This window comes from Proteus penneri (assembly GCF_022369495.1).
Taxonomy (GTDB): Bacteria; Pseudomonadota; Gammaproteobacteria; order Enterobacterales; family Enterobacteriaceae; genus Proteus; species Proteus penneri.
This window is the reverse complement of the sequence record NZ_CP059690.1, coordinates 3,098,734-3,123,799: the sequence shown is the minus strand read 5'-3', so window position 1 is coordinate 3,123,799 and position 25,066 is coordinate 3,098,734. Positions and strand designations below refer to the sequence as shown.

The window sequence follows — 25,066 nt, the reverse complement described above, 5'->3', positions numbered from 1 at the left end:
GAGGATCAGCTTTTTACCCCACCATATTCACGGCTAATTTGTTTTGCTGCTTTGATAACCATTGCGCCTAATTCAGTGATACGTGAATCAGTCATTCTAGAAACCGGGCCTGAAAGTGAAATTGCTGCAAAAGGCTGGTGGTGTTCATCATAAATACAAGCACCAATACAGCGTAAGCCTAAAGCATGCTCTTCATCATCGAAAGAAAAACCTTGTTTACGGGCTTGCTCTAAGTTTTCTTTTAGTGAAGAAGGGAGTGTTCGGGTGTGAGGTGTATAAGCCATTAAGCCTTTTTTCTGGAGCAAAGGCAGTAATTTATTTTCTGGCAACGTAGAAAGGAACGCTTTACCTGCACCGGATGCGTGCATCGGTAATTTACCGCCAATAGGCGCCGACATTCTCATTAGCGCATTACATTGCACTTGATCGACAATCACGGCATCAAATTCAATTTGGTCAAGAATAGCCAGATTGACGGTTTCACCAGAATCTTCCATCAACTGACGCAAAATAGGATGCACCATGACTAAAAGATTACGAGTTTGTAGAAAGCTACTGCCAACAATAAAGGCGTGTGTACCAACAACCCACAATCCTAAATCGCCAACTTGACGGACAAAACCATGTTGCTGAAGTGTCGTGAGTAAGCGGTGTGTTGTGGAATTAGGTAATCCAGCTTGAAAGGCGAGATCAGTTAGGGCAATACCACCCGGAGATTCGGAAATATATTCCAATAATGTCAGTCCTCGACTTAATGACTGAACGGGGCCTCCTTGTGTAGTGCTTTGAGTGGCAGTTGTTTTCGTCTTACGCACTTTTTTATTTGTAGGGGAAACTGTCATGTATACACTCCAGAAATGCTATCCATATTAGTATCTATTATGAACTATCCCGTGTAATAAAACTCCTCCGATCACTGCATTTTTCAAAACAATATGTGTGATAAGAAATATTTATTAAAAGTATTTATCACTAAGTGAAAATCTCTCATCTTCGTCTTAGAAATCTTTGCAAAAAGATATGGTAGGATAAAAAAACAACGAAAGAAAAATAAAGAAATAAGAATAAAAACATTCTCGATTAAGAGGAAGCAACGTGGCAAACATAAAACAACAACTGGTGGAAGCATTAGAAAAACGCATCTTAGTACTTGATGGCGCAATGGGGACAATGATCCAGCAATATCAACTAACAGAAGCTGATTATCGAGGTGAACGTTTTGCTGATTGGAATTGTGATGTTAAAGGAAATAATGATCTTTTAGTGTTAACACAGCCCCAGATTATTGCGGATATACATGATGCTTATTTTCAAGCGGGTGCTGATATTGTTGAAACCAATACCTTTAACTCGACTTCTATTGCGATGGCTGATTATCACATGGAGTCACTCTGTTTCGAGCTAAATGAAGAGGCTGCAAAATTAGCAAAAGCCTGTGCAGATAAATGGAGTGCCTTAACACCTGATAAACCTCGCTATGTCGCGGGTGTGTTAGGGCCAACAAACAGAACAGCATCTATATCCCCAGATGTTAATGATCCAGCTTTTCGTAATGTTTCGTTTGATAAGCTGGTGGAAGCTTATCGAGAAGCAACGCGCGGATTAATTAAAGGTGGTGTTGATTTAATTATGGTCGAAACTATTTTCGACACTCTAAACGCGAAAGCCGCTATTTTTGCGATTAAATGTGAATTTGAATCGCTCAATATTGAATTACCTGTGATGATATCTGGCACCATTACAGATGCATCAGGGAGAACCTTAACAGGACAAACAACAGAAGCGTTCTACCACTCTTTACGTCATGCTGATGCGCTCTCATTTGGTCTAAACTGCGCGTTAGGACCTAAAGAATTACGTCAATATATTCAAACACTTTCACAAATTTCTGAAACTTATGTTAGTGCTCACCCTAATGCTGGTTTGCCTAATGCATTTGGAGGCTATGATTTAGATGCCCAAGAAATGGCTGAGCAAATTAAAGAATGGGCGCAAGCGGGTTTTCTCAATATTGTAGGGGGATGTTGTGGAACAACACCTGCACATATTCTTGCCATTTCACAAGCAGTAGAAGGTATCGCACCAAGAGTATTACCGACTCTTAAGAAAGCGTGTCGTCTTTCAGGTTTAGAGCCTTTAGTGATTGATGATAATTCACTGTTTGTAAATGTGGGGGAACGAACTAACGTCACAGGTTCTGCGAAATTTAAGCGCTTGATAAAAGAAGGCAATTACCAAGAAGCATTGGATGTTGCACGTCAGCAAGTTGAAAATGGTGCTCAAATCATCGATATCAACATGGATGAAGGCATGTTAGATGCGGTGGAAGCTATGACACGTTTTCTCAATCTTATTGCAGGTGAGCCTGATATTGCCAAGGTTCCGGTGATGATCGACTCTTCAAAATGGGAAGTAATAGAAGAGGGACTAAAATGCATTCAAGGCAAAGGCATTGTTAACTCTATTTCGATGAAAGAAGGAGAAATACCTTTTCTTGAACACGCTAAATTGGTGCGTAAATACGGTGCCGCTGTTGTTGTTATGGCGTTTGATGAAGTGGGGCAAGCGGATACTCGAGAGCGTAAAATCGAAATCTGTCGTCGAGCTTATCAGTTATTAACAGAGCAAGCAGGTTTTCCACCTGAAGATATTATTTTTGATCCTAATATTTTTGCCGTTGCAACTGGTATTGCTGAACATAATAATTATGCTGTTGATTTTATTGAAGTCTGTGCAGATATTAAATCTCAACTACCTTATGCCTTAATTTCTGGTGGGGTCTCTAACGTTTCATTCTCATTTCGGGGTAACGATCCTGTTCGTGAGGCTATTCACTCCGTTTTTCTCTATTATGCCGTCAAAAATGGTATGGATATGGGAATTGTGAATGCAGGGCAACTTGCCATTTACGACTCATTACCAGATGAACTGCGTAATGCGGTTGAAGACGTCATTTTAAATCGCCATGAAGAGAGCACCGACAATTTATTAGCACTTGCTGAGCGTTATCGCGGAAGTAAAAGTGATGAGCAAAATCATCAGTTAGCAGAATGGCGACAATGGGATGTAGAAAAACGCTTAGAATACGCGTTAGTAAAAGGGATCACCGAATTTATTGTTGAAGATACGGAAGCTTGTCGTCAACAAGCATCAAGCCCAATTGAAGTCATCGAAGGGCCATTGATGAATGGTATGAATACAGTGGGTGATTTGTTTGGCGAAGGCAAAATGTTTTTACCCCAAGTTGTGAAATCAGCTCGTGTGATGAAACAAGCGGTTGCTTATCTCGAACCTTATATTCAAGCGACAAAACAAGCAGGTACTTCCGCAGGTAAAATTTTACTCGCTACCGTAAAAGGGGATGTTCACGATATTGGTAAAAATATTGTCGGAGTTGTTTTACAGTGCAATAACTACGAAATTATCGATTTAGGTGTGATGGTGCCTTGCGATAAAATTTTGCAAACAGCAATTGATGAAAAAGTCGATATTATTGGTCTTTCAGGGCTGATCACACCTTCACTGGATGAGATGGTGAATGTTGCTAAAGAGATGGAAAGGCGCGGTTTTTCTTTACCATTAATGATTGGTGGAGCAACAACATCTAAAGCGCATACGGCAGTAAAAATAGAACCCAATTACAGTCATCCTACCGTTTATGTACAAAATGCATCGAGAACTGTAGGTGTTGTTGCCGCACTATTATCTGAAACACAAAAAGCGGATTTTGTTGCAAAAACACGGCGTGAATATGAAGTCGTACGCCAGCAATATGCCAGAAAAAAACCTCGTACGCCTCCTGTTTCTTTAGAAGCTGCACGACAGAATGCACTACAAATTGATTGGCAAAATTACATACCACCAAAGCCTAATCAATTAGGCGTGCAGGAGATCGCTGCAAGTATTGAAACCTTGCGTGAGTATATCGATTGGACACCTTTCTTTATGACGTGGTCTTTAGCGGGTAAATATCCTCGAATTTTAGAAGATGACGTGGTGGGCGAAGAAGCAAAACGTGTATTTGCCGATGCAAATGCGATGCTGGATAAATTAAGTCACGAAAAATTATTAACACCAAAAGGAATTGTTGGGTTATTTCCTGCAAATCGTGTCGGTGATGATATTGTGATTTATCGCGATGAAACTAGGCAACAACCGTTGTTATATAGCTGCCATTTACGTCAGCAAACAGAGAAAAAAGAGTTTCCTAACTACTGTTTAGCCGATTTTATTGCTCCTGTAGAAAGTGGTGTTCCTGACTATTTCGGTGCTTTTGCTGTAACAGGAGGGTTAGAAGAAGACACGCTCGCCAATGCTTATGATAATGCTCATGATGATTACAATAAGATTATGGTGAAAGCATTATCAGACCGTCTTGCTGAAGCTTTTGCGGAATACCTTCACCAACAAGTGAGAACAAAAATTTGGGGATATAACCCTGATGAAGCTCTCTCTAATGACGAGCTTATTCGAGAAAAATATCAAGGAACACGACCTGCACCGGGATATCCGGCTTGTCCTGAACACACAGAAAAAGCCAAAATTTGGCAACTGCTTGATGTTGAAAATCGTATTGGTATGAAGCTAACAGATGCTTATGCAATGTGGCCAGGTGCTTCAGTATCCGGTTGGTATTTTAGTCATCCTGAAAGTAAATATTTTGCAGTTGCTCAAATTCAAAAAGATCAGGTTGACGATTACGCAAAACGTCGAGGGATGAGTGTTAGTGAAGTTGAACGTTGGTTAGCGCCTAATTTAGGGTATGAGTCTTAATTTGTCTTTATTCTAAGATCTCAACAATATAATAATCTAGAGGGGATAGCGATATCCCCTTGTTATTTCCTCTCGCAGTTCCCATTAAAGGTGTATAAGCTATAAGCCTGTATCAGAAAAAAGGACATGACGATGAACTATACTTTGTACCTTCAGAAAACCCCACCTGCTGGCGTTGAGGTGCCGTTTCCTTCTTTAGCAAAAGGGAATTATCCATTAAGTGAAGTTTTAATTAATGCTTTTTTAAATCTGATGCAATTAACAGGAAGTTTAGATACAGAGGCAATTTTAGACGAAAAAGCATTTGACAATATTTGGCTAAAAGCAGAAATGACGCCTGCACGAATTGAAGAAGTTGGAGACTATATTTATCATAAAATTCCTACTTCTCCTGAGCCTGTTGATGAAGAAATTGTGTTATTTAAGCAAGCCATGAAAGAAGAAGAAGCGTTATTAGCGAAAGAAAGTGACAAAGAAGGTCATATTCCTATTCATAAATTTGCCACTAATGATGGTTGGATTGTCACTCCGAATGAGTGTGAAATCATTGCAGTTACGCTTACCGCTAAGTTACTAGAAGATAACCGAGTTTTTGTTGAGAAAATTGCAAAGATGTCTCATCTAGCTCATCGTTCTTTAGAAATTGCTTTAATTGATTTTGGTAAATTTAACCAATTTGCGAAAAAATATGGCGGTTATCGAGTCTATTAAAAAAATAAAGTATTTTTAATGTAACGTATGAAAAGTAGAAGAGAAATAATGTCTTATCTCTCTTCTATATCTTGAAATTAGTCATTAATTAAAACAGTGTATCATGTAATTTACGCACAATATTATCCGCATCTTTCCCATCAACTAATAAACATAAATTATGGGTACTTGCGCCGTGACTTATCATTCGAATATTGTAATTTTCTAATGCGCCAAAAATCTGGCTTCCTAAGCCATTCACTTGTGAGAGTGAATTACCGATAATCGCAACCAGAGCCAAATTTTCTTCTACTTCAACACGACATAATGCGGATAGTTCCGTTAAGAGCGCATTGGTTAATAAACTACCTGATGCGCTGGTGGTACCTGTTGTATCGAGGGTTAACGCAATGCTTACTTCAGATGTGGTTATCACATCAACAGAGATATGATGACGCGATAAAATAGTAAATATTTCTGCTAAAAAACCGCGTGCATGAAGCATTTTCAGGCTATGTAACGTGAGTAAAGTTTGTTTTCTACGTAGCGCAATCGCGCGAAATACAGGTGGATTTTCTGTTTGAGCACAAACCAATGTGCCACCTTCTTCGGGGGCTTTACTTGAGCCAACAAATACAGGAATACCACTACGAACTGCGGGTAATAATGTCGCAGGATGCAAAATTTTAGCGCCAAAAGTTGCCATTTCTGCGGCTTCATCAAAGGCAATTTGATCAATACGATGTGCCTCTGGCACTATTCTTGGATCAGTGCTGTAAATACCCGGTACATCCGTCCAGATATCCACACGAGACATGCCGAGTGCTTCACCAATCAATGCAGCGGTATAATCACTACCACCACGACCTAGCGTTGTTGTTCTACCTTTTGGCTCTTGACCAATAAAGCCTTGTGTGACAATCACTGTTTCCTCTAAACGAGGTTGAATAAGGCTTTGTGTGAGCTCTGTTAATTGCATCATATCGGGTTCAGCATGGCAAAACAGATCGTTGGTTTTCATCACTTTTCTGACATCAAACCAGTCTGCTTGTACACCTTTTTCACGCAATAGTTCAACAAAGAGCAATGTCGACATTAATTCACCGTGGCTGACTAATTCATCTGTTAATGCATCAGATGTGGCAAGTGACGCTGCTTCTGAGAGCATCTCAATATTCTCAAGCAGGCGATTTATTTCTTGAGAAATAATTTCTGGCTGAGAAAGCTGATTGATAATCGCATACTCAATATCACGCACTTGTGAGAGTAAAGCTTCTCGTTGTGAAAGTTCAGTCCCTGATGCAAGTTCAATTAATAAATTAGTTATTCCCGCAGATGCCGAAAGAACGACGACACGAACTGATTTTTGTTTAAGAATAATATCTGCACACTTTTCCATTGCTGAATAGTTAGCAACACTAGTGCCACCAAATTTAGCGATAGTGTATGGCGATGATGTAGATGAAGGCGTAGCAGTATTATCAGTCATTGTCGTATTCCTTTAGGCAAAAATGAGATGTTGGACACAACTTAGAAATATCGGTTATTAAGTAGAGAGTCAATGTAGAGTGAAGAATAATCAATTTAATTAATAATCAGCTCTACATTATCGGTTTTACCTATGAAAGTAATTAGTACTAGATTTGTTGAATGGTTTTGACCAATATCATCAAATGAGAAAGAATTGACTGTAACTATTAAATGTCAGGCTACAATCTGAGAATATCAGATTGTAATCTTAAGAGAGTATTGTGAATGAAAAATGTAAACCCAACCCAAACACTCGCCTGGAAGGCATTAGAAAACCATTTTTCGGTTATCAAAGATACCGAGATGAAAACACTTTTTGCTCAGGAACCATCACGCTTTGAGCAATTTTCAAAAGTATTTTCAGACCAAATTCTAGTGGATTTTTCAAAAAACCGTATTACGAAAGAAACATTAGATAAATTGCAGGCTTTGGCTAAGGAATGTGACGTAGAAGGTGCGATACATAGCATGTTTACGGGTGAAAAAATCAACCGTACTGAAGATCGTGCTGTATTGCATACCGCATTACGTAATCGTAGCAATACTCCCGTCATCGTTGATGGCAAAGATGTCATGCCAGAAGTTAATGCCGTGCTGAATAAAATGAAACAGTTCAGTGAACGTATTATTAGTGGCGAATGGAAAGGTTATACAGGCAAAGCAATTACTGATGTTGTGAATATTGGTATCGGTGGATCCGATCTCGGCCCTTATATGGTAACAGAAGCATTACGTCCGTATAAAAACCACCTTACTATGCATTTCGTTTCGAATGTTGATGGTACACATATTGCCGAAACACTGAAAAAATGTGATCCCGAAACGACATTATTCTTAATTGCGTCAAAAACATTTACCACACAAGAGACCATGACAAATGCGCATTCAGCAAGAGATTGGTTCTTAGCATCAGCGAAAGAGAGTGCTTTTGTCGCTAAACATTTCGTCGCGTTATCTACGAATAGCACCGAAGTTGAAAAATTTGGTATTGATACGGCCAACATGTTTGAGTTTTGGGATTGGGTCGGTGGTCGTTATTCATTATGGTCAGCAATTGGTTTATCTATCGCGTTATCTGTTGGTTATGACAACTTTGAGCAATTACTGGAAGGTGCTCATGCAATGGATAACCACTTTAGAACCGCTGATGCTGAAAATAACATCCCAACAATCCTTGCACTGATTGGCATTTGGTATAACAATTTTTTTGGTACAGAAACTGAAGCGATTCTACCATACGATCAGTACATGCATCGTTTTGCTGCTTACTTCCAACAAGGCAATATGGAGTCAAATGGTAAGTATATTGATCGCGATGGAAATAAAGTCAGTTACCAAACAGGGCCTATTATTTGGGGCGAACCGGGTACAAATGGCCAACATGCGTTTTATCAACTGATCCATCAAGGTACAAAAATTATCCCTTGTGATTTTATTGCACCTGCAATTAGCCATAATCCTCTATCTGATCATCATGCAAAACTGATGTCTAACTTTTTTGCTCAAACAGAAGCACTCGCTTTTGGTAAAACTCGTGAGCAAGTTGATGCTGAATTTGCCGCAGCAGGAAAAGATCCTAAAACCATGGACTATGTTGCACCTTTTAAAGTATTTGAAGGTAATCGACCAACAAACTCTATTTTATTAAAAGAAATTACGCCTTATTCATTGGGGGCATTGATTGCCATGTATGAACATAAGATCTTTGTACAAGGTGTTATTTTCAATATCTTCACGTTTGACCAATGGGGTGTTGAATTAGGTAAACAGCTAGCTAACCGCATTCTTCCTGAATTAGAAGGTAAGGAAAGTGTTAACAGCCATGATAGCTCAACAAATAATCTGATTAATCGTTATAAAGCATGGCGTTAATCGAATAAACTGAATATAAGTAGTCGGTTAGATACAAAGGAGGTTTTTATGGCCTCCTTTATTTTTCGAATGTTTCGTGCTCAATCTAATTTTCTTTTAACGCTTTTTTAGATTATTTATGCGAAATGTTATCAGCTTTTAACTTCCCTGAGTCACATCATGATATCCTTATGAATAATAAATCGCATAAGCTAGGATCATCAACGCGTGATGATGAAATAATGTTCAAAAAATCAATAATTACTCCCGCTCCTATCCATTGGTTACCTAATGAGGAACACGAAAGTATTAAAGAAAGTACATTAAGTTGGTTAATGGAATTAGGCTCGATGACTCGACGTTTTGAGCAATATTGTAATAAAGTCACTGTAATGCCTTACCAAGAAGGATTTGTTGACTTTATTGAACTTGCTGACGAAAGAGCGTGTTTACCCAAAAGTCAGCGTTATTGGTTAAGAGAAGTGGTATTGTGTGGTGATGATATTCCTTGGTTATTAGGGCGGACGTTAGTGCCAGAAGAGACATTGACAGGCGAAGACAGAAAACTGGTCAATCTAAGAACCGTTCCACTTGGGCGTTATCTGTTTCAGGAAACAACCTTAAGTCGTGATTTTATTCATATCGGGCAACAAAATGGGTATTGGTTACGCCGTTCTCGTTTTCAGCTTTCAGATAAACCTTTATTATTAACCGAGATGTTTCTACCTGCATCACCAGTTTATGAGAAGTAATTAAGGGGAGCTAAAATTGGAGGGAAGTATGACGCAAAGTAAATGGCAAGCATATAGCCGTTTAATGCGTATAGATAAACCTATCGGAGCGCTATTACTACTTTGGCCAACTTATTGGGCTTTGTGGATTGCCGCTAAAGGCTTTCCAGATTGGCATATTCTGATTGTCTTTACTATTGGCGTGTTCTCTATGCGTGCCGCTGGGTGTGTAATAAACGACTTTGCTGACCGAAAAATTGATGGCAGTGTTGAACGAACTAAAAATAGACCATTACCTAGTGGGGCAGTGACAGAAAAAGAGAGCAAAATCTTATTTATCGTTTTGGTACTCTTGTCATTTGCATTAGTTCTAACACTTAACACCATGACTATTTGGCTCTCTGTGGCAGGGCTTGCACTGGCGTGGTTTTATCCTTTCGTTAAACGGTTTAGTAACTTACCTCAGCTTATTTTAGGTATGGCTTTTGGTTGGTCAATTCCAATGGGATTTGCCGCCGTTTCTGAAACTTTGCCGTTAGTGTGCTGGCTATTATTCCTGGTTAATATTGTCTGGTCTGTTATTTACGATACGCAATATGCAATGGTTGATCGTAATGATGATATAAAAATAGGGGTTAAATCTACCGCTATTTTATTCGGTCGTTATGACAAAATTATTATCGGTATTTTACAACTGGTGATGCTGGCATTATTAGTGGGTATTGGTATTTTGCTGAATTTGAAAGGTATCTACTACTGGTCGCTATTGTTAGTCACAGCTCTGTTTATTTATCAACAGAAGCTTATTGCAGAGCGTGAAAGAGCGCCGTGTTTCCAAGCTTTTATGAATAATAACTATGTTGGTTTTGTTTTGTTTGCGGGTATTTTATTTAGTTATTTTTAAGATAAATAAGCGCTAAAGTATTCTCTATTATTGAGTAGAAATAAAAAGGGATAAGCAATGAGCTTATCCCTTTTCTATTTCGGTCATAATGCTAATTACTGATTATTCATCAGCTTTAGGCTCACTTTTTTCGTCAACAGTTTGTACTAAATTGTTATCTTCAGTGATCCCGACGCTTTCAATGGTTAAGCGAATTTCTGGTGACATTAATTTTGCAATCACTTGGTAAAGGGCAGATGCATCTGCTTTTAGGATATCTTCATTATCATTGAGATACCCTTCTTCACGTAGCGTTGAAACTAAGGTAGAGAATACCGCTTTATCAAAGAATTCAGGTGCGTTGATACCATGCAAAACTGAAAGACGTTGTGCCAAGATACGGCTCTCTTTTTCCAATAATGCACGGCTAATTTCAGGTGCAAAATTGAGTAAAGAGAGTGTAATGCCATAGCGTTGCAGTGTTTCTCTGACACTGGCGGCTAAAAGCTGTAATGGACGAATACGCGCTGGATTGATACGCAGTAAGCCATCACTATCACAACAAATCAGGCGCTGACGGCACAATTCTGCAATCAAAGTATTAATGACTTCAGGGAGTTCTTCTTTCTCATAACGAATAAATAGTTCCGCTTTAATAAGAGGGAAGATGAGCTCAACTTGTTTCATTAAATCATCACGATGAATTTTTTCATGATGTAAGACGATGCTTGCAATTAATGACGGAGTGATCATTAAGTGGATTGTGTTATTGCGGTAATAAGTCATTAATACCGCGCTTTCACGAGGGAGTACCACAATATCACCCAAGCTGTCTTTTTCGACTTGGAATTTATCTGACTGTAGAGCGTGTTCTAATAAGGCTTTAGCGTTTTTATCAGACACAATCATATCCGTCGAATAAGGCACATTGCGTAATAATTGTAGATAACAATCTATTTGCTCTAACAGTTGTTCTCTCGTGAGTGCGCGTTGACGTGATGCCAATAAGGCTGTTGAAACAAGATTGATTGCATTAATAGATGCTGCATTATTGATATGAACCATAATGTTATCAGCGAGTGTGCTTACTGTTGGGTTTAACCAACTTGGGCGCTGTGGCTCAATGGGGTCAATATCATCACGCCATTGTGGTACAGCTTGATTTAAGTATTGTACAACAGAAATTGGCTCACCAAAATTCACATAGCCTTGACCAAGGTTACGTAATTTACGTAATCCCCTGACCATCTGCATAAAGCCTTCTTTCTCTTTTGTTGCGCCACGTAATTCTTTGGCATAGGTTGCCACTTCCATAACGTGTTCATAACCAATGTAAATTGGAACAACAGAGATAGGACGTGTTTCACCACGCAACATGGCTTGTACCGTCATTGAAAGTGTTCCTGTTTTAGGATCTAACAATCGACCTGTACGAGAGCGGCCACCTTCAACGAAATATTCAATGGAGTAGCCACGTGTAAATAGCTCGCCTAAATATTCACGAAAAATGGTGGAGTAAAGCTTGTTACCTTTAAAGGTTCTTCGAATAAAGAAAGCCCCTAAACGGCGGAAAATAGGGCCGGCTGGCCAGAAATTGAGGTTAATACCTGCTGCTATATGTGGGGGGACTAAACCTTGGTGGTAAAGTACATAAGAAAGCAGTAAGTAGTCCATGTGGCTACGGTGACAAGGAACATACACGATTTCATGCCCATCTTGCGCGAGTTTACGTACTCGTTCGGCATTATAAACGTTGATACCTTGGTAGAGCTTATTCCATGTCCAACTTAATACGCGATCACTAATACGCACTGCTTCATATGAGAAATTAGCTGCAATTTCTTCCATGATATCTGTGGCATTTTTACGCGCTTTGTCAAGTGAGATTTTCTTCGCTTTTGATTCATCTTCAATCGCTTTTTCAATTGCTTTTGATGAAAGCAATTTATTGAAGAGATCTTGGCGTGCTGGCAATTTAGGGCCAACAGCGGCTAAACGCTGGCGTGAAAAGTGAATACGTGCAACACGTGCAAGTTTTCTCGCTATACTCGTGTCCGTGCCGTGTTCGTTCGCCATTTCACGCATTGATACAGTGGGTGAAAAACGAACAAAACTATCACGACCTAACCAGAGGATAGCGATAAATTTTTGGATACCGTTAAGCACGCGTAAATGTGGAACACCATTATGGCCTTCACGACCAGGAGAGCGTCCAAACATCACAGAAACTGGCAACATCTCGATATCAAGATGTGGGTTATTACGATGTGCATCAAGATAAGCGTGGAATGTCTTCACGGAATCTTTACGAGGATCGGGGGAGTAGTAACGGAATACTCTTGGGCCGTCATCAATAAAGACATAAGCAGGAAGCTTTGTACCGCCTATCTCAATGGGTTGCAGTGGATCAGGCAATCCTAAAGATAAACATTGCTGTCTTAATGTCAGTAAGTCCGCCTTTGAATGATAAGGCAGAACATAAAGGAAAGATCGCGACGTATCTAACCCTAATTCAGTGATAGGATCAGTCGGAACTCGTTTGCTTTTTACCAGTAATTTTAGTGGTAAATTCAATGTGTTATAATATAGTTTACGCCAAGCTGACATAAATAGTTGTAGCCTCTTATTAGCAATACTTCGAAAGCATAACAGAAAGTCTTTCGTAGATCTGTGGTGCTGTGACAATATTAATAGAGAAAAGTGGCAAAATAATCGTTTGTTTTCGATAGAGTTTATTATGGCTAATCAAAATAAAGGTCTTACCCGAATCATCAAAGCAGGTGGCTATTCATACAAAGGCATTCGTGCCGCTTGGATTAATGAAGCCGCTTTTAGACAAGAAGCAATTGTGACCTTGGTTGCAATTATCCTTTCATTTTTCATCGATGTCAGTGGTCTAGAGCGCATTTTACTCATTGGTTCCGTTGTATTGGTTGTGATCTTGGAACTGGTAAATAGCGCAATAGAAGCGGTTGTCGATCGAATTGGATCTGAATACCATGAATTATCCGGACGTGCAAAAGATATGGGTTCTGCCGCCGTTCTGATTGCTATTATATTGGGATTATTTACTTGGGTAACCATTCTTTGGGGGCATTTCTTCGCATAAAGTTAAAAATTTCGCTTTTTGTCGAAAAATAATCCAGAGATGCGTGTTTTATATTCATTTTAGGTTTCAAATCGTCATATACCTGTATATACTCACAGTTTGACTGTATAAACAAACAGGGGGCGGAATGAAAGCATTAACTGCAAGGCAGCAGCAGGTTTACGATTTGGTTCGTGATCACATTTCGCAAACGGGTATGCCACCAACACGGGCTGAAATAGCTTCCCAGCTTGGGTTTCGCTCACCAAATGCGGCAGAAGAGCACTTAAAAGCTCTTGCTCGTAAAGGCGTGATAGAAATTGTCTCTGGTGCATCCAGAGGTATCCGTTTGCTAATGGAAGAAGAACCAGAAGGATTGCCATTAATTGGGCGAGTCGCGGCGGGTGAACCACTTTTAGCGCAAGAGCATATTGAAAGCCATTATCAAGTTGACCCAATGCTATTTAAACCAAGTGCAGATTTTTTATTGCGTGTTAATGGCATGTCAATGAAAGATATCGGTATTATGGATGGTGATTTACTTGCTGTGCATAAAACGCAAGATGTTCACAATGGGCAAGTGATTGTGGCGCGTATTGAAGATGAAGTGACAGTAAAGCGCTTCAAGAAAAGCGGTAATAAAATTGAGCTTCATGCAGAAAACCCAGAGTTTTCACCAATTATCGTCGATTTACGCGAACAAAGCTTTACTGTGGAAGGTTTAGCCGTTGGGGTTATTCGTAACAGCGAATGGCTGTAATTTGTGCCAAAGTAAGTCAACAAAACTTATTTTAAAAAGATGCAGATGATGTGTAAAAACATAAAATCATCTGCATTTTTTATTTTTCTAATTTGTATAAAAAAACACCATTACACTACAAATGTAATTACAATATGATGTGTTTTAATTGCGTAAGTGCTTATGACAACGATACAAGTCACCTGGCTTTTTGTATTTTATAAGTTTAACGAGGCTTATAGTCGCCGGTTTTTTTCTGCTTAAGATTATCATCCATACTATGATCATGATGACAACCTTCAGGATGGGTACACTCTTGTGCTTCATGGCATTGTGAACACAATCCATGAATTTCGATGACGCTATGTCGTAAATGAAATCCACTCTCTTTTGCTAGTAATGAAATCGCATCTTCGATTTTATGACTATTCTTTTCAGTGACAGATAAGCAACGGTCACAAATTAGCATTACTGACGTATGTTCAACATCATCAAAATGATGACAAAGCACATAACTGTTGGTGGATTCTATTTTATGGATAAATCCTTGCTCAAGTAAAAACTCTAATCCACGATAGACTGTTGGCGGTTTTGCTTGAGGCTCAACTTGGCGTAATAAATCCAATAAATCATATGCGCTGATAGCAGAAGGTTGCTGGATTATCAGACGTAATACTGCCAGACGTTGTGAAGTCAGGCGAACACCTCGTTTCTGGCAGATCTTTTCTGCCTGAGCGAGCAATTTCTCTTCATTCATGGGGATAAGATGCTCTCAGACGTTGTTAATAACATAGATCCTATCATATTTTTCAAGAGTAAACCTTTGTGTAAAGTGGGGTTTTGTGAAAATAACTGTAGTATTACATCCTTTTTAAAAGGATCTGCTGTTCGATAAAAAAACATGTTTTCTTTCAACAATATAAAGTAGATACTTTTAAAGAGAGATAAATAAGTAATAATTTATTGTGTAAAGCAAGTTGATTCACATGGGCGAACTGGTTTTTCATGTTGATATGTACTGGCCATTAGTAACAAAAACCCAGCCTAAGCTGGGTTAATTTTTTAGATGATTTTAGATAATTTGTTCTGAACCGTTGGGTAGGACACGTGCGCCCTCAAAAGGGTTAGCCGTTGTCCCCCCACCGAACCGTACGTGCACATTTCTATGCATACGGCTCTCCGCTAGACTTAGCAAAGTTTCTATAGTCTGGCAGCTTCCCTCTGTGAAGATCGACATGACAGTCCTTACATAAAACTAACGTCTTCCGATGTCGGGCAATCATCAGTCTTTTCCAAGGCTCTGTACCATCCTTAATATCCTTCAGTTTACGCACATGGTGAACTTCAAGATATCCAGTAACGGTGCCGCAGTATTCACATTTGTTACCTGCCATTCTGTCTAGCAATTCAGTTCTGCTCGAATATTTATAAACATTCGGAAACGGGTCGGCAAAACTTGCTAGAGACACACTTCGATTTTTAAGTTGAAAAACTTCAAGTTCATAAAGTTTTCCATTACGAATTTCTCTGTGGATATATCGACCATCAGCCTGCTTCAATCGTTTAGCGATTTTAGTTCTAGATGAACGATGTTTTCCAGCCAGCGTCTTTAACAGACTATTCATCCATATCCAATGTAGCTTATTCAGATATAGAACTGGTGCTAAGTTATAGTAATTGGCATAGCCACGCATTTCAGCATTGTATTGACTAATAATTTCATAGTCAGACAAATACATCATTGCAGGCTTTCCTCTGCAACCGTCCATGCCAGATTCGTAATTCCCGTAGCCACGGAGCGCACAGAATTTCTGTATTTTCGCTCTCGGAACACCAAGGTGAATGTGTTCAGTAATGGTGCGCTTAACAGCGTGAGTTTTACTGCCATCCGAGTTGTGTCCCACAACACATTTAACTCGTTTATTTTCCCTACGACATAGAATTTCATATCCGAGAAAGATAAAACCTTGTTTCGGGTCAACTACGCTTGATTTCTCTTTCGATACTTCAAGCTTTAATTCCGACTCAACAAATTCAGTAATGTCAGACATTACTTGCATTGCTTCCTGTTTAGAACCAATGATCCCAATTAGAAAGTCGTCAGCATACCGAACATAACGCATACGCTTAAAGTCAGGGTCGTCCATAAGAACACTTGAGGTATTAACCAATTGCTCTTCAAGGTTTTTGATTTCCATTTCCCACTTGGCAATTTTCTGCTCATCAGCAGGGTAGCCAGATGCACCAAAGCCTTGTCTTATCCACTTTATACGATTAGCTCGATTTTGTAGTGCCCGCTTGTATTCAGGATTAGGTTTTCTTCGTCCTCCATTGCTAAACTCTTTGATTTTAATTTTCATAAACTCATCAAGTTCATGGAGAAAAACATTGGCTAGTATAGGGGATATGATTCCCCCTTGCGGTGTCCCACTGTGGGTGCCAAAGTAACGCCATTCTTCCATGTAACCAGCTTTCAGAAACTTCTTTAGAAGCCCAAGAAAAGCCCGGTCATCAATCTTATTGCTAAGAAATTTCAGCAATAAGTCATGGTTAATATTGTCGAAGTATCCCTTAATATCGACATCACAAACCCATTTGGTGCTTTTCCAACCATTACGTATTTCAGTAAGTGCTGTGTGGCATGATTTGTTGGGTCGAAATCCATAGCTCCAATCGCTAAAGACTGGTTCATAAATTTCCTCAAGGATCATTCTCATGACCTCTTGAATCAACTTGTCGTCACCACTGGGAATTCCTAAAGGTCGTTTCTTACCATTCGGATTCCTAGCATCCTTGGGGATGTGTGTGCGTCTGCAAGGCTTTGGACGATAGTCACCTGATTTAATTAGGTTGATAATATTTTGAACTCTATCAACACCCATACCATCGAGTGTGTTTGAGTCTACCCCTTTCGTCATGGCTCCACGATTAGAGTAGATGTTGGCATACGCCTGCATCCAAAGATCTTGATGGTTACACATTATTTTATGTAATTTCTTGACCTTATAGCCTTGCTTACTTGCTTTATTAATACCAATCAGAGCATTGAGTGTTCTTTGTAATAGCACTGACTATTGAACCTCGCTTCTTTTAGTATCGTGTCTAACTGTCTCCCTTCCCCCCTACATTTAAGCTTTCGTATGAGTTACCTCGATACTTATACTCAAATTTCAGGTCGGATTTAAACCGACTGCTACCTCATTACAAGGCTACGTTGGGTACTATGGAGCCTCCGTCACCATATTGGTTGTTTATCTCAAACCAACTTAGGTGATCCCGCATTTCTTTATAAACAAGATGCGTCCCACTTAGGTTCCACTTACGTCCAATTACCACTCTCACCGAGCAGGTGCCAAGATTGTTGGATACGATAGCCTTTTAACAATAATTATCGTAAATCTTGGTATGACTCCTGAACTATCGTGAGTCAAAGATATCCCGAAACCCACTATGGACTATGATTCAACCAATCAGGTTTAACCTTATGGGACTTGCAATGACTGGCGCAAAGTAGATAGTTTCCCCGCCACCAGCCTTTTGACCTAACATGCTGCACTCCCCTCCCTCTTTCGAGGTTCAAGTCTATTACTAGACAAGGATAAGTTAGGCTTGCAATAGGCTTTCCAACAGCCTATACTTGCGACATAAATTAGCCGTAAGCGCTTGATTTACAAAGCAAAATGGCGCACTTAAAACGGAATGTCGTCATCAAAATCCATTGGTGGTTCATTACTTGGTGCTGGAGCTGCAGCGGGTTGTTGTGGGCGAGATTGAGCACCACCGCTAAATTGTTGTGATGCTTGTGGCTGTTGTGGTTGACCCCAACCGCCTTGGCCACCTTGAGATGGCGCGCTGTCTTGGCCGCCACGGCCACCTAACATCTGCATTGTGCCGCCGATATTAACAACAACTTCAGTGCTATATCTGTCTTGGCCGCTTTGGTCTTGCCATTTACGTGTTTGTAATTGGCCTTCGATATACACTTGTGAACCTTTACGCAGATATTCGCCTGCAATTTCCGCTAATTTGCCGAAAATTACCACACGGTGCCACTCGGTTTTTTCTTTCATTTCACCGGTTTGTTTATCGCGCCAGCTTTCTGATGTTGCCAATGTTAGGTTGGCAACTGCACCGCCACTTGGCATATAACGGATTTCTGGATCCTGCCCTAAATTACCGATAAGAATAACTTTGTTTACGCCTCTGCTCGCCATGTGAGGTACTCCTGCGAAAGTAAATTTTTTGAAATCATAAGCGAATAAGTTTATCACGTACGCTAAAATTTGAATATGACGTGTGATGAATTTCTCAATTGTGAACATTGTCGAAATTTTTTTGTCTCAAAATGACAGGTTTACATCATCATTCAATTTCACTATATATACTGTATATCCATTCAGTTAACTTTGTGTCATAATTATCCGATTATTTCTTTTTCGGCGACTCTCTCAATCCGGGATATATTCATGGATAAAATCGAAGTACGGGGCGCTCGCACCCATAATCTAAAAAATATCAATTTGGTCATTCCTCGCGATAAACTTATTGTTATTACGGGACTTTCAGGCTCAGGTAAATCCTCTTTAGCCTTTGATACGCTTTATGCAGAAGGGCAACGACGTTATGTTGAATCACTTTCTGCTTATGCTCGTCAGTTTCTTTCGTTAATGGAAAAGCCTGATGTTGATCACATTGAAGGTTTATCTCCCGCTATTTCGATTGAACAAAAATCTACATCACATAACCCACGTTCAACGGTGGGAACCATCACCGAAATACACGATTACCTACGTCTCTTATTTGCGCGTGTTGGTGAACCTCGTTGCCCTGATCATGATATTCCATTAGCCGCTCAAACAGTGAGCCAAATGGTTGATAATGTACTTGAGCAACCAGAGGGTAAGCGCTTAATGCTGTTAGCACCTGTGGTGAAAGAACGTAAAGGTGAGCATATTAAGCTACTCAATAATCTTGCTGCTCAAGGTTATATTCGTGCGCGTATTGACGGCGAAGTGTGCGATCTTTCTGATCCACCAACATTAGAATTACAGAAAAAACATACCATTGAAGTGGTAATTGACCGTTTTAAAGTACGTGACGATCTGGCTCAACGCTTAGCGGAATCTTTTGAAACTGCGTTAGAACTTTCAGGTGGTACTGCCGTTATCTCTGATATGGATGATAACAATGCAGAAGACATTATTTTTTCTGCAAACTTTGCTTGTCCTGTTTGTGGCTACAGCATGAGCGAGTTAGAACCTCGTTTATTCTCTTTTAATAACCCTGCAGGGGCTTGTCCAACTTGTGATGGTTTAGGTGTTCAGCAATTTTTTGATCCTGAATTAGTGATCCAAAATAGAGACATCTCCCTTGCTGGTGGTGCCATCAAAGGGTGGGATCGCCGTAACTTCTACTATTTCCAAATGCTACGCTCATTGGGTGAGCACTATCATTTTGATGTTGAAGCACCATTTGATTCGTTACCAGATAATATTCAAAAAGTCATTTTAACGGGATCAGGCAAAGAGAATATTGAATTTAAATACACAAACGATCGTGGTGATGTTGTTGTTCGTCATCATCCTTTTGAAGGTGTATTAAATAATATGGAACGCCGTTACCGCGAGACAGAATCTAGTGCGGTACGTGAGGAGCTTTCTAAATATATTAGTAATCGTTCTTGTGCTTCTTGTGGTGGTACACGTTTACGCCGAGAAGCGCGCCATGTGTATGTTGAAAACACCACATTGCCTGAAATAGCAGATTACAGTATTGGTCATGCCATGACCTTTTTCCAAAATCTAAAATTGAGCGGTCAGCGAGCGAAGATTGCAGAAAAAGTCTTAAAAGAGATCAGTGACCGATTAAAATTCTTGGTCAATGTGGGATTAAATTACCTCACACTTTCTCGTTCTGCAGAAACTTTATCAGGTGGTGAAGCTCAACGTATTCGCTTAGCCAGTCAGATTGGTGCGGGATTAGTTGGTGTGATGTATGTATTGGATGAACCTTCGATAGGGTTACATCAACGAGATAACGATCGTCTACTTGAAACGCTGATCCACTTGCGTAATTTGGGTAACACTGTGATCGTCGTAGAACATGACGAAGATGCCATCCGTGCCGCTGATCATGTTATTGATATTGGTCCTGGTGCAGGTGTTCATGGTGGTGAAATTGTCGCTCAAGGGACACTTGAAGATATTATTAATAACCCGAATTCATTAACGGGGAAATTCTTAAGTGGTGAACGTCGCATCGCAATTCCAGAACAACGAGTGCCTGTTGATCGCGAAAAAATGCTGACCATTCTTGGCGCAAAAGGTAATAACCTAAAAAATGTAAATCTAAAATTACCAGTAGGTTTATTTACCTGTATTACAGGTGTTTCAGGATCAGGTAAATCAACGTTGATCAACGATACGTTATTTCCTATCGCACAACGCCAATTAAATGGGGCAACAAATAGTGTACCTGCACCTTATTTAGATGTTGAAGGGCTAGAATATTTCGATAAAGTGATTGATATTAACCAAAGCCCAATTGGTCGTACTCCTCGTTCAAACCCCGCAACTTATACCGGTGTCTTTACACCTATTCGTGAGCTATTTGCGGGTGTACCTGAATCTCGTACTCGTGGTTATACACCGGGACGGTTCAGTTTCAACGTAAAAGGTGGGCGTTGTGAAGCTTGCCAAGGTGATGGCGTTTTAAAAGTTGAAATGCATTTTTTACCTGATGTGTATGTACCTTGTGATCAATGTAAAGGCCAGCGTTATAACCGTGAAACTCTTGAAGTTAAATACAAAGGAAAAAATATCCACGAAGCGTTAGATATGACCATTGAAGAGGCGAGAGAGTTCTTTGATGCTGTGCCAGCATTGGCTCGTAAGCTACAAACATTGATTGATGTTGGCCTTTCTTATATTCGCTTGGGACAATCAGCAACGACGTTATCGGGCGGTGAAGCGCAGCGGGTTAAGTTAGCAAAAGAGTTGTCAAAACGTGGTACGGGACAGACTCTCTATATTCTCGATGAACCCACAACAGGACTTCACTTTGCTGATATTGAGCTGTTACTTGACGTGCTTCATAAGTTACGCGACCAAGGTAATACCATTGTTGTGATTGAACACAATCTTGATGTGATCAAAACAGCCGACTGGATTGTGGATCTTGGCCCTGAAGGCGGAAGCGGTGGTGGCCAAATTTTAGTGTCAGGTACACCAGAACACGTTGCAGCGTTTGAAGGCTCACATACTGCAAGATTCTTAAAACCAATCTTAGAACGCGGTTATTAAGATCACGCCGCTTATTTCCTTATGATCTAAGCGCTACAGACAATAACTTCTTTCTTGTTTGTAGCGCGATTTCTTCAAGAAAAGTAAATCCATGAAGTACGATAGAATTTAATTCTATCGAAAAAAGTATTCTCTTTTGGTTATACACTTCCTTATCTATTTTTATCTTATCAATCGTCTATTTTTATAAAAAACAGATTAAATGGTTAATTATGCTATTTTGTAACAGTATTTTAACCAAATACGAGATAACAAAGCTAAATAGAAAGGATTATCATAGTATATCGTGATAGACAGCACAGTTTATTTGGTGATTTGTTTCAATTGTTATACTTGACTATTATTGTATAACAATATGTATTTTTCGTTATTTATCAAATATTTACTTGCTTTTAAAGGTCGCGGTAGAAGGTAGGTTATTATTTACTGTGCTCTTTGAACAGATAATCCTACTTTTCTCCTTACGATAGAATTTTTTTCCAAATCATTTCGGGCTATCACGATTTATAACAACTTTTTTCTCCGTAATATTTCCTATCATTTACCCATAATAAATAATACCTGCAAAGAGTAAGGTTATTTTGACATCGCAATGTTAGATAGACTTTTTTTACCCCCAAAATTCGTTTTGCTATTAACAATTACAATATAAAAAGTGAGTACTAATATGGAAACGGCTTCCTCAAAAACAGAGACAACAAGCTATCCCGCAACTAGTGCTGGCGCGCGTCGCGCAGGTATGACTGAACAAGAATGGCGTGCAGCTATTAAATTCGACGGCAATGATGTGGGCTGGGTTATCATGAGCATCGGTATGGCGATCGGTGCAGGTATTGTGTTTTTACCTGTACAGGTAGGCCTGATGGGATTATGGGTTTTCCTACTATCCTCACTGATTGGTTATCCAGCGATGTACCTTTTCCAACGTCTATTTATTAATACGTTGGCTGAATCTCCAGAGTGTAAAGACTACCCAAGCGTTATCACAGGTTATCTTGGTAAAAACTGGGGTATTTTATTAGGCGCACTTTACTTTGTTATGTTGGTCATTTGGATGTTTGTTTACTCAACAGCCATCACCAATGACAGTGCTTCTTACTTACAAACATTTGGTGTGACTGAAAGTTTACTGTCAGAAAACCCATTCTATGGATTGATCCTGATTTGTGCTTTAGTGGCCATCTCTTCTCGTGGTGAGCAATTACTGTTTAAATTATCAAGCTTTATGGTGCTGACTAAACTGCTGGTTGTTGCAGCGTTAGGGCTCTCCATGATTGGTATGTGGCACCTTTATAACGTAGGAGCATTACCACCTGCTGGACGTTTAATCAAAGAAGCAATCATTACATTACCTTTTACACTGACTTCAATTCTGTTTATCCAAACATTAAGTCCAATGGTTATCTCTTACCGTGGTCGTAATAAAAACCGTGAAGTTGCTCGTCACAAAGCGTTACGTGCAATGAACATCGCGTTTGGTGTGTTGTTCTGTACAGTTTTCTTCTATGCAATCTCATTCACATTAGCAATGGGTCATGATGAAGCCGTTAAAGCGTATGAACAAAATATCTCTGCATTAGCGATTGCTGCGAAATTCTTCCCTGGCGGTTGGGTTACAGTAGTAAGCGTTATGCTGAATATCTTCGCTGTAATGACGGCATTCTTTGGTGTCTACTTAGGTTTCCGTGAGGCGACACAAGGGATCGTCATGAACATTCTGCAACGTTATATCCCATTAGAAAAAATCAACCAAAAATGGGTACAAAATGGCATCATGATTTTCGCTGTGCTACTGGCATGGGGTGCAATCATCCTTAATGCACCAGTACTAAGCTTCACTTCAATTTGTAGCCCAATCTTCGGTATGGTGGGTTGTCTTATCCCTGCATACTTAGTGTACAAAGTACCTATGTTACACAAATACAAAGGTGCGTCACTCTATCTGATTATCTTTACCGGTTTACTGCTCGTTATCTCTCCGTTCTTGGCATTTTCATAGTCGCCAGCTTCGGTTCTAGTTAGGAGTTGTTTTTAAAAACTAAATTAATCCAAGGTGTTAGATTATGAGCCAGAACAAAAATTCTCATTTATGGTCACAGTTTGTTCGTCAGTTACGTGAAGGTGTTAAGCCAGCAGTCGGTTGCACTGAGCCAATATCATTAGCATTGGCAGCAGCGAAAGCAACTGCGCTTTTAGGAGAGCCAGTTGTTCGTATCGAAGCTTGGGTTTCGCCAAACTTGATGAAAAACGGAATGGGCGTAACAGTGCCGGGAACGGGAATGGCTGGGCTACCTATTGCTGCAGCATTAGGTGCGACAGGAGGAGATCCTGATGCTGGATTGGAGGTCTTATTAAAAGCATCCGCTGATGCGGTTGCTCAAGCTAAAACACTGGTTGCTCAAGGTAAAGTCACCGTGGGTGTAAAAGCACCTTGTGAGGATGTTCTTTATTCTGAAGCGAAAGTGTATAGCCAATCTGGTTATGCCATCGTCAGTATTGCAAGAGAGCATACACACGTTGTTCGTTGTGAATGTAACGGTAGCGTTGTTTTTGAAGAAGATAAATCAGCACTTACCAATAATGGTGCATGTACTGATGAAAAACCTTTTACTGATGTTTGTGCTGAAGATATCTATAACTTCGCACTTAATGTACCCGTGAGCGAAATTGAGTTTATGCTTAATGCTGCTCGTTTAAACGGTGCTTTATCAGAAGAGGGGCTACAAAACACCTATGGATTAGCTATTGGCCGTACCTTAATTCTGCAACAAGAGAAAGGTTTGTTAGGTAAAGACTTACTTAGTGAAATCATGATCAGAGCATCAGCAGCTTCTGATGCTCGCATGGGGGGAGCGGTATTACCTGCAATGAGTAACTCAGGCTCTGGTAATCAGGGTATTGCCGCAACATTGCCCGTAATGGTTGTTGCTGAATTTATTAAAGCAGATGATGAAACTTTATTGCGTGCGTTAGTTTTATCACACTTAATGGCAATTTATGTCCATAGCCATTTTCCACCACTTTCTGCTCTTTGTGCTGCAACTACAGCTTCAATGGGGGCAGCAGCAGGAATGGCATGGTTACTGACAAAAGATTTCACCACTGTCAGTATGTCTATCAACAGTATGATTGGTGATATCAGTGGCATTATCTGTGATGGCGCATCCAATAGCTGTGCAATGAAAGTATCAAGTAGTGCAGCGAGTGCCTATAAAGCAGTATTGATGGCGATGCAAAATCAAAGTGTTGCGGGTACTGATGGTATTGTCAGCGACAATGTTGATAGCTCAATAGCGAATCTCTGTGCATTAGCGAGTCATGCAATGCAACATACCGATATTCAAATCATTGAGATTATGGAAGAAAAAGCGCGTCGTAATGCTGGGGAAAAGAAGCAAGTTGTCAATATATAAAAGGTGAAAACCTAAAGCGACAGTAATGTTGTGATGCAGTAAAAAGAAATACCTGCTTATGAAAAAT

At 39.8% G+C, this 25,066-nt stretch carries 16 protein-coding genes; 10 read left to right on the top strand and 6 right to left on the bottom strand.

Going from position 1 to position 25,066, the window contains the following annotated elements:
* Positions 1-5 precede the first annotated feature (5 nt).
* A complete protein-coding gene (gene iclR / locus H1225_RS14050) occupies positions 6-842 on the bottom strand; it encodes a glyoxylate bypass operon transcriptional repressor IclR (protein ID WP_109400135.1) in 837 nt (278 codons plus the stop codon).
* Positions 843-1,095: 253 nt separating this feature from the next.
* Between iclR and metH the strand changes: the two genes are divergently transcribed.
* Positions 1,096-4,773: a methionine synthase gene (gene metH / locus H1225_RS14045; RefSeq protein WP_115065663.1), complete on the top strand. Its 3,678-nt coding sequence runs from the start codon at positions 1,096-1,098 to the stop codon at positions 4,771-4,773.
* Between the two features lie 132 nt (positions 4,774-4,905).
* Positions 4,906-5,484, top strand: coding sequence for a hypothetical protein (locus H1225_RS14040; RefSeq protein ID WP_229096596.1), 579 nt, complete (start codon positions 4,906-4,908; stop codon positions 5,482-5,484).
* 88 nt (positions 5,485-5,572) lie between these two features.
* On the opposite strand, the gene lysC is transcribed toward H1225_RS14040, so the two are convergent.
* Positions 5,573-6,952, bottom strand: coding sequence for a lysine-sensitive aspartokinase 3 (lysC, locus tag H1225_RS14035; RefSeq protein WP_115065662.1), 1,380 nt, complete (start codon positions 6,950-6,952; stop codon positions 5,573-5,575).
* Positions 6,953-7,218: 266 nt separating this feature from the next.
* On the opposite strand from lysC, the gene pgi reads away from it, so the two are divergent.
* From pgi to ubiA, 3 genes are all read left to right on the top strand, one after another.
* Positions 7,219-8,865, top strand: coding sequence for a glucose-6-phosphate isomerase (gene pgi / locus H1225_RS14030; protein ID WP_109400131.1), 1,647 nt, complete (start codon positions 7,219-7,221; stop codon positions 8,863-8,865).
* 221 nt (positions 8,866-9,086) lie between these two features.
* Positions 9,087-9,596, top strand: a complete 510-nt coding sequence (gene ubiC / locus H1225_RS14025) for a chorismate lyase (RefSeq protein ID WP_239739701.1) — start codon at positions 9,087-9,089, stop codon at positions 9,594-9,596.
* Between the two features lie 28 nt (positions 9,597-9,624).
* Positions 9,625-10,479, top strand: a complete 855-nt coding sequence (gene ubiA, locus H1225_RS14020) for a 4-hydroxybenzoate octaprenyltransferase (RefSeq protein ID WP_006536376.1) — start codon at positions 9,625-9,627, stop codon at positions 10,477-10,479.
* A 102-nt stretch (positions 10,480-10,581) separates the two neighbouring features.
* Here ubiA and plsB read toward each other — a convergent pair whose 3' ends face one another.
* Positions 10,582-13,065 (bottom strand): glycerol-3-phosphate 1-O-acyltransferase PlsB, encoded by a 2,484-nt coding sequence (gene plsB, locus H1225_RS14015; RefSeq protein ID WP_109400130.1) that lies wholly within the window; start codon positions 13,063-13,065, stop codon positions 10,582-10,584.
* 130 nt (positions 13,066-13,195) lie between these two features.
* Between plsB and H1225_RS14010 the strand changes: the two genes are divergently transcribed.
* Both H1225_RS14010 and lexA read left to right on the top strand, forming a co-directional pair.
* On the top strand, positions 13,196-13,567 hold the full coding sequence (locus H1225_RS14010; RefSeq protein WP_006536373.1) for a diacylglycerol kinase: 372 nt from the start codon (positions 13,196-13,198) through the stop codon (positions 13,565-13,567).
* A gap of 127 nt (positions 13,568-13,694) precedes the next feature.
* On the top strand, positions 13,695-14,306 hold the full coding sequence (gene lexA, locus H1225_RS14005; RefSeq protein WP_161729891.1) for a transcriptional repressor LexA: 612 nt from the start codon (positions 13,695-13,697) through the stop codon (positions 14,304-14,306).
* Between the two features lie 205 nt (positions 14,307-14,511).
* Here lexA and zur read toward each other — a convergent pair whose 3' ends face one another.
* The 3 genes from zur to ssb1 all read right to left on the bottom strand — a co-directional run bounded on the left by zur (position 14,512) and on the right by ssb1 (position 18,499).
* On the bottom strand, positions 14,512-15,042 hold the full coding sequence (gene zur / locus H1225_RS14000) for a zinc uptake transcriptional repressor Zur (RefSeq protein WP_006536370.1): 531 nt from the start codon (positions 15,040-15,042) through the stop codon (positions 14,512-14,514).
* 406 nt (positions 15,043-15,448) lie between these two features.
* Positions 15,449-17,353 carry a reverse transcriptase domain-containing protein gene (locus tag H1225_RS13995; RefSeq protein WP_161724058.1) on the bottom strand — a complete coding sequence of 635 codons (1,905 nt, stop codon included), beginning with the start codon at positions 17,351-17,353 and terminating at the stop codon, positions 15,449-15,451.
* Between the two features lie 621 nt (positions 17,354-17,974).
* Positions 17,975-18,499 (bottom strand): single-stranded DNA-binding protein SSB1, encoded by a 525-nt coding sequence (gene ssb1, locus H1225_RS13990; RefSeq protein ID WP_072065188.1) that lies wholly within the window; start codon positions 18,497-18,499, stop codon positions 17,975-17,977.
* A gap of 252 nt (positions 18,500-18,751) precedes the next feature.
* On the opposite strand from ssb1, the gene uvrA reads away from it, so the two are divergent.
* From uvrA to H1225_RS13975, 3 genes are all read left to right on the top strand, one after another.
* On the top strand, positions 18,752-21,586 hold the full coding sequence (uvrA, locus tag H1225_RS13985) for an excinuclease ABC subunit UvrA (protein ID WP_161724060.1): 2,835 nt from the start codon (positions 18,752-18,754) through the stop codon (positions 21,584-21,586).
* A gap of 667 nt (positions 21,587-22,253) precedes the next feature.
* Positions 22,254-23,585, top strand: a complete 1,332-nt coding sequence (locus H1225_RS13980; protein WP_006536365.1) for an SLC5/6 family protein — start codon at positions 22,254-22,256, stop codon at positions 23,583-23,585.
* Between the two features lie 64 nt (positions 23,586-23,649).
* The gene (locus tag H1225_RS13975) at positions 23,650-24,999 is read left to right on the top strand and encodes an L-cysteine desulfidase family protein (protein ID WP_109848136.1); all 1,350 of its coding nucleotides are present in this window, start codon (positions 23,650-23,652) and stop codon (positions 24,997-24,999) included.
* The last annotated feature ends 67 nt before the right edge of the window (positions 25,000-25,066 follow it).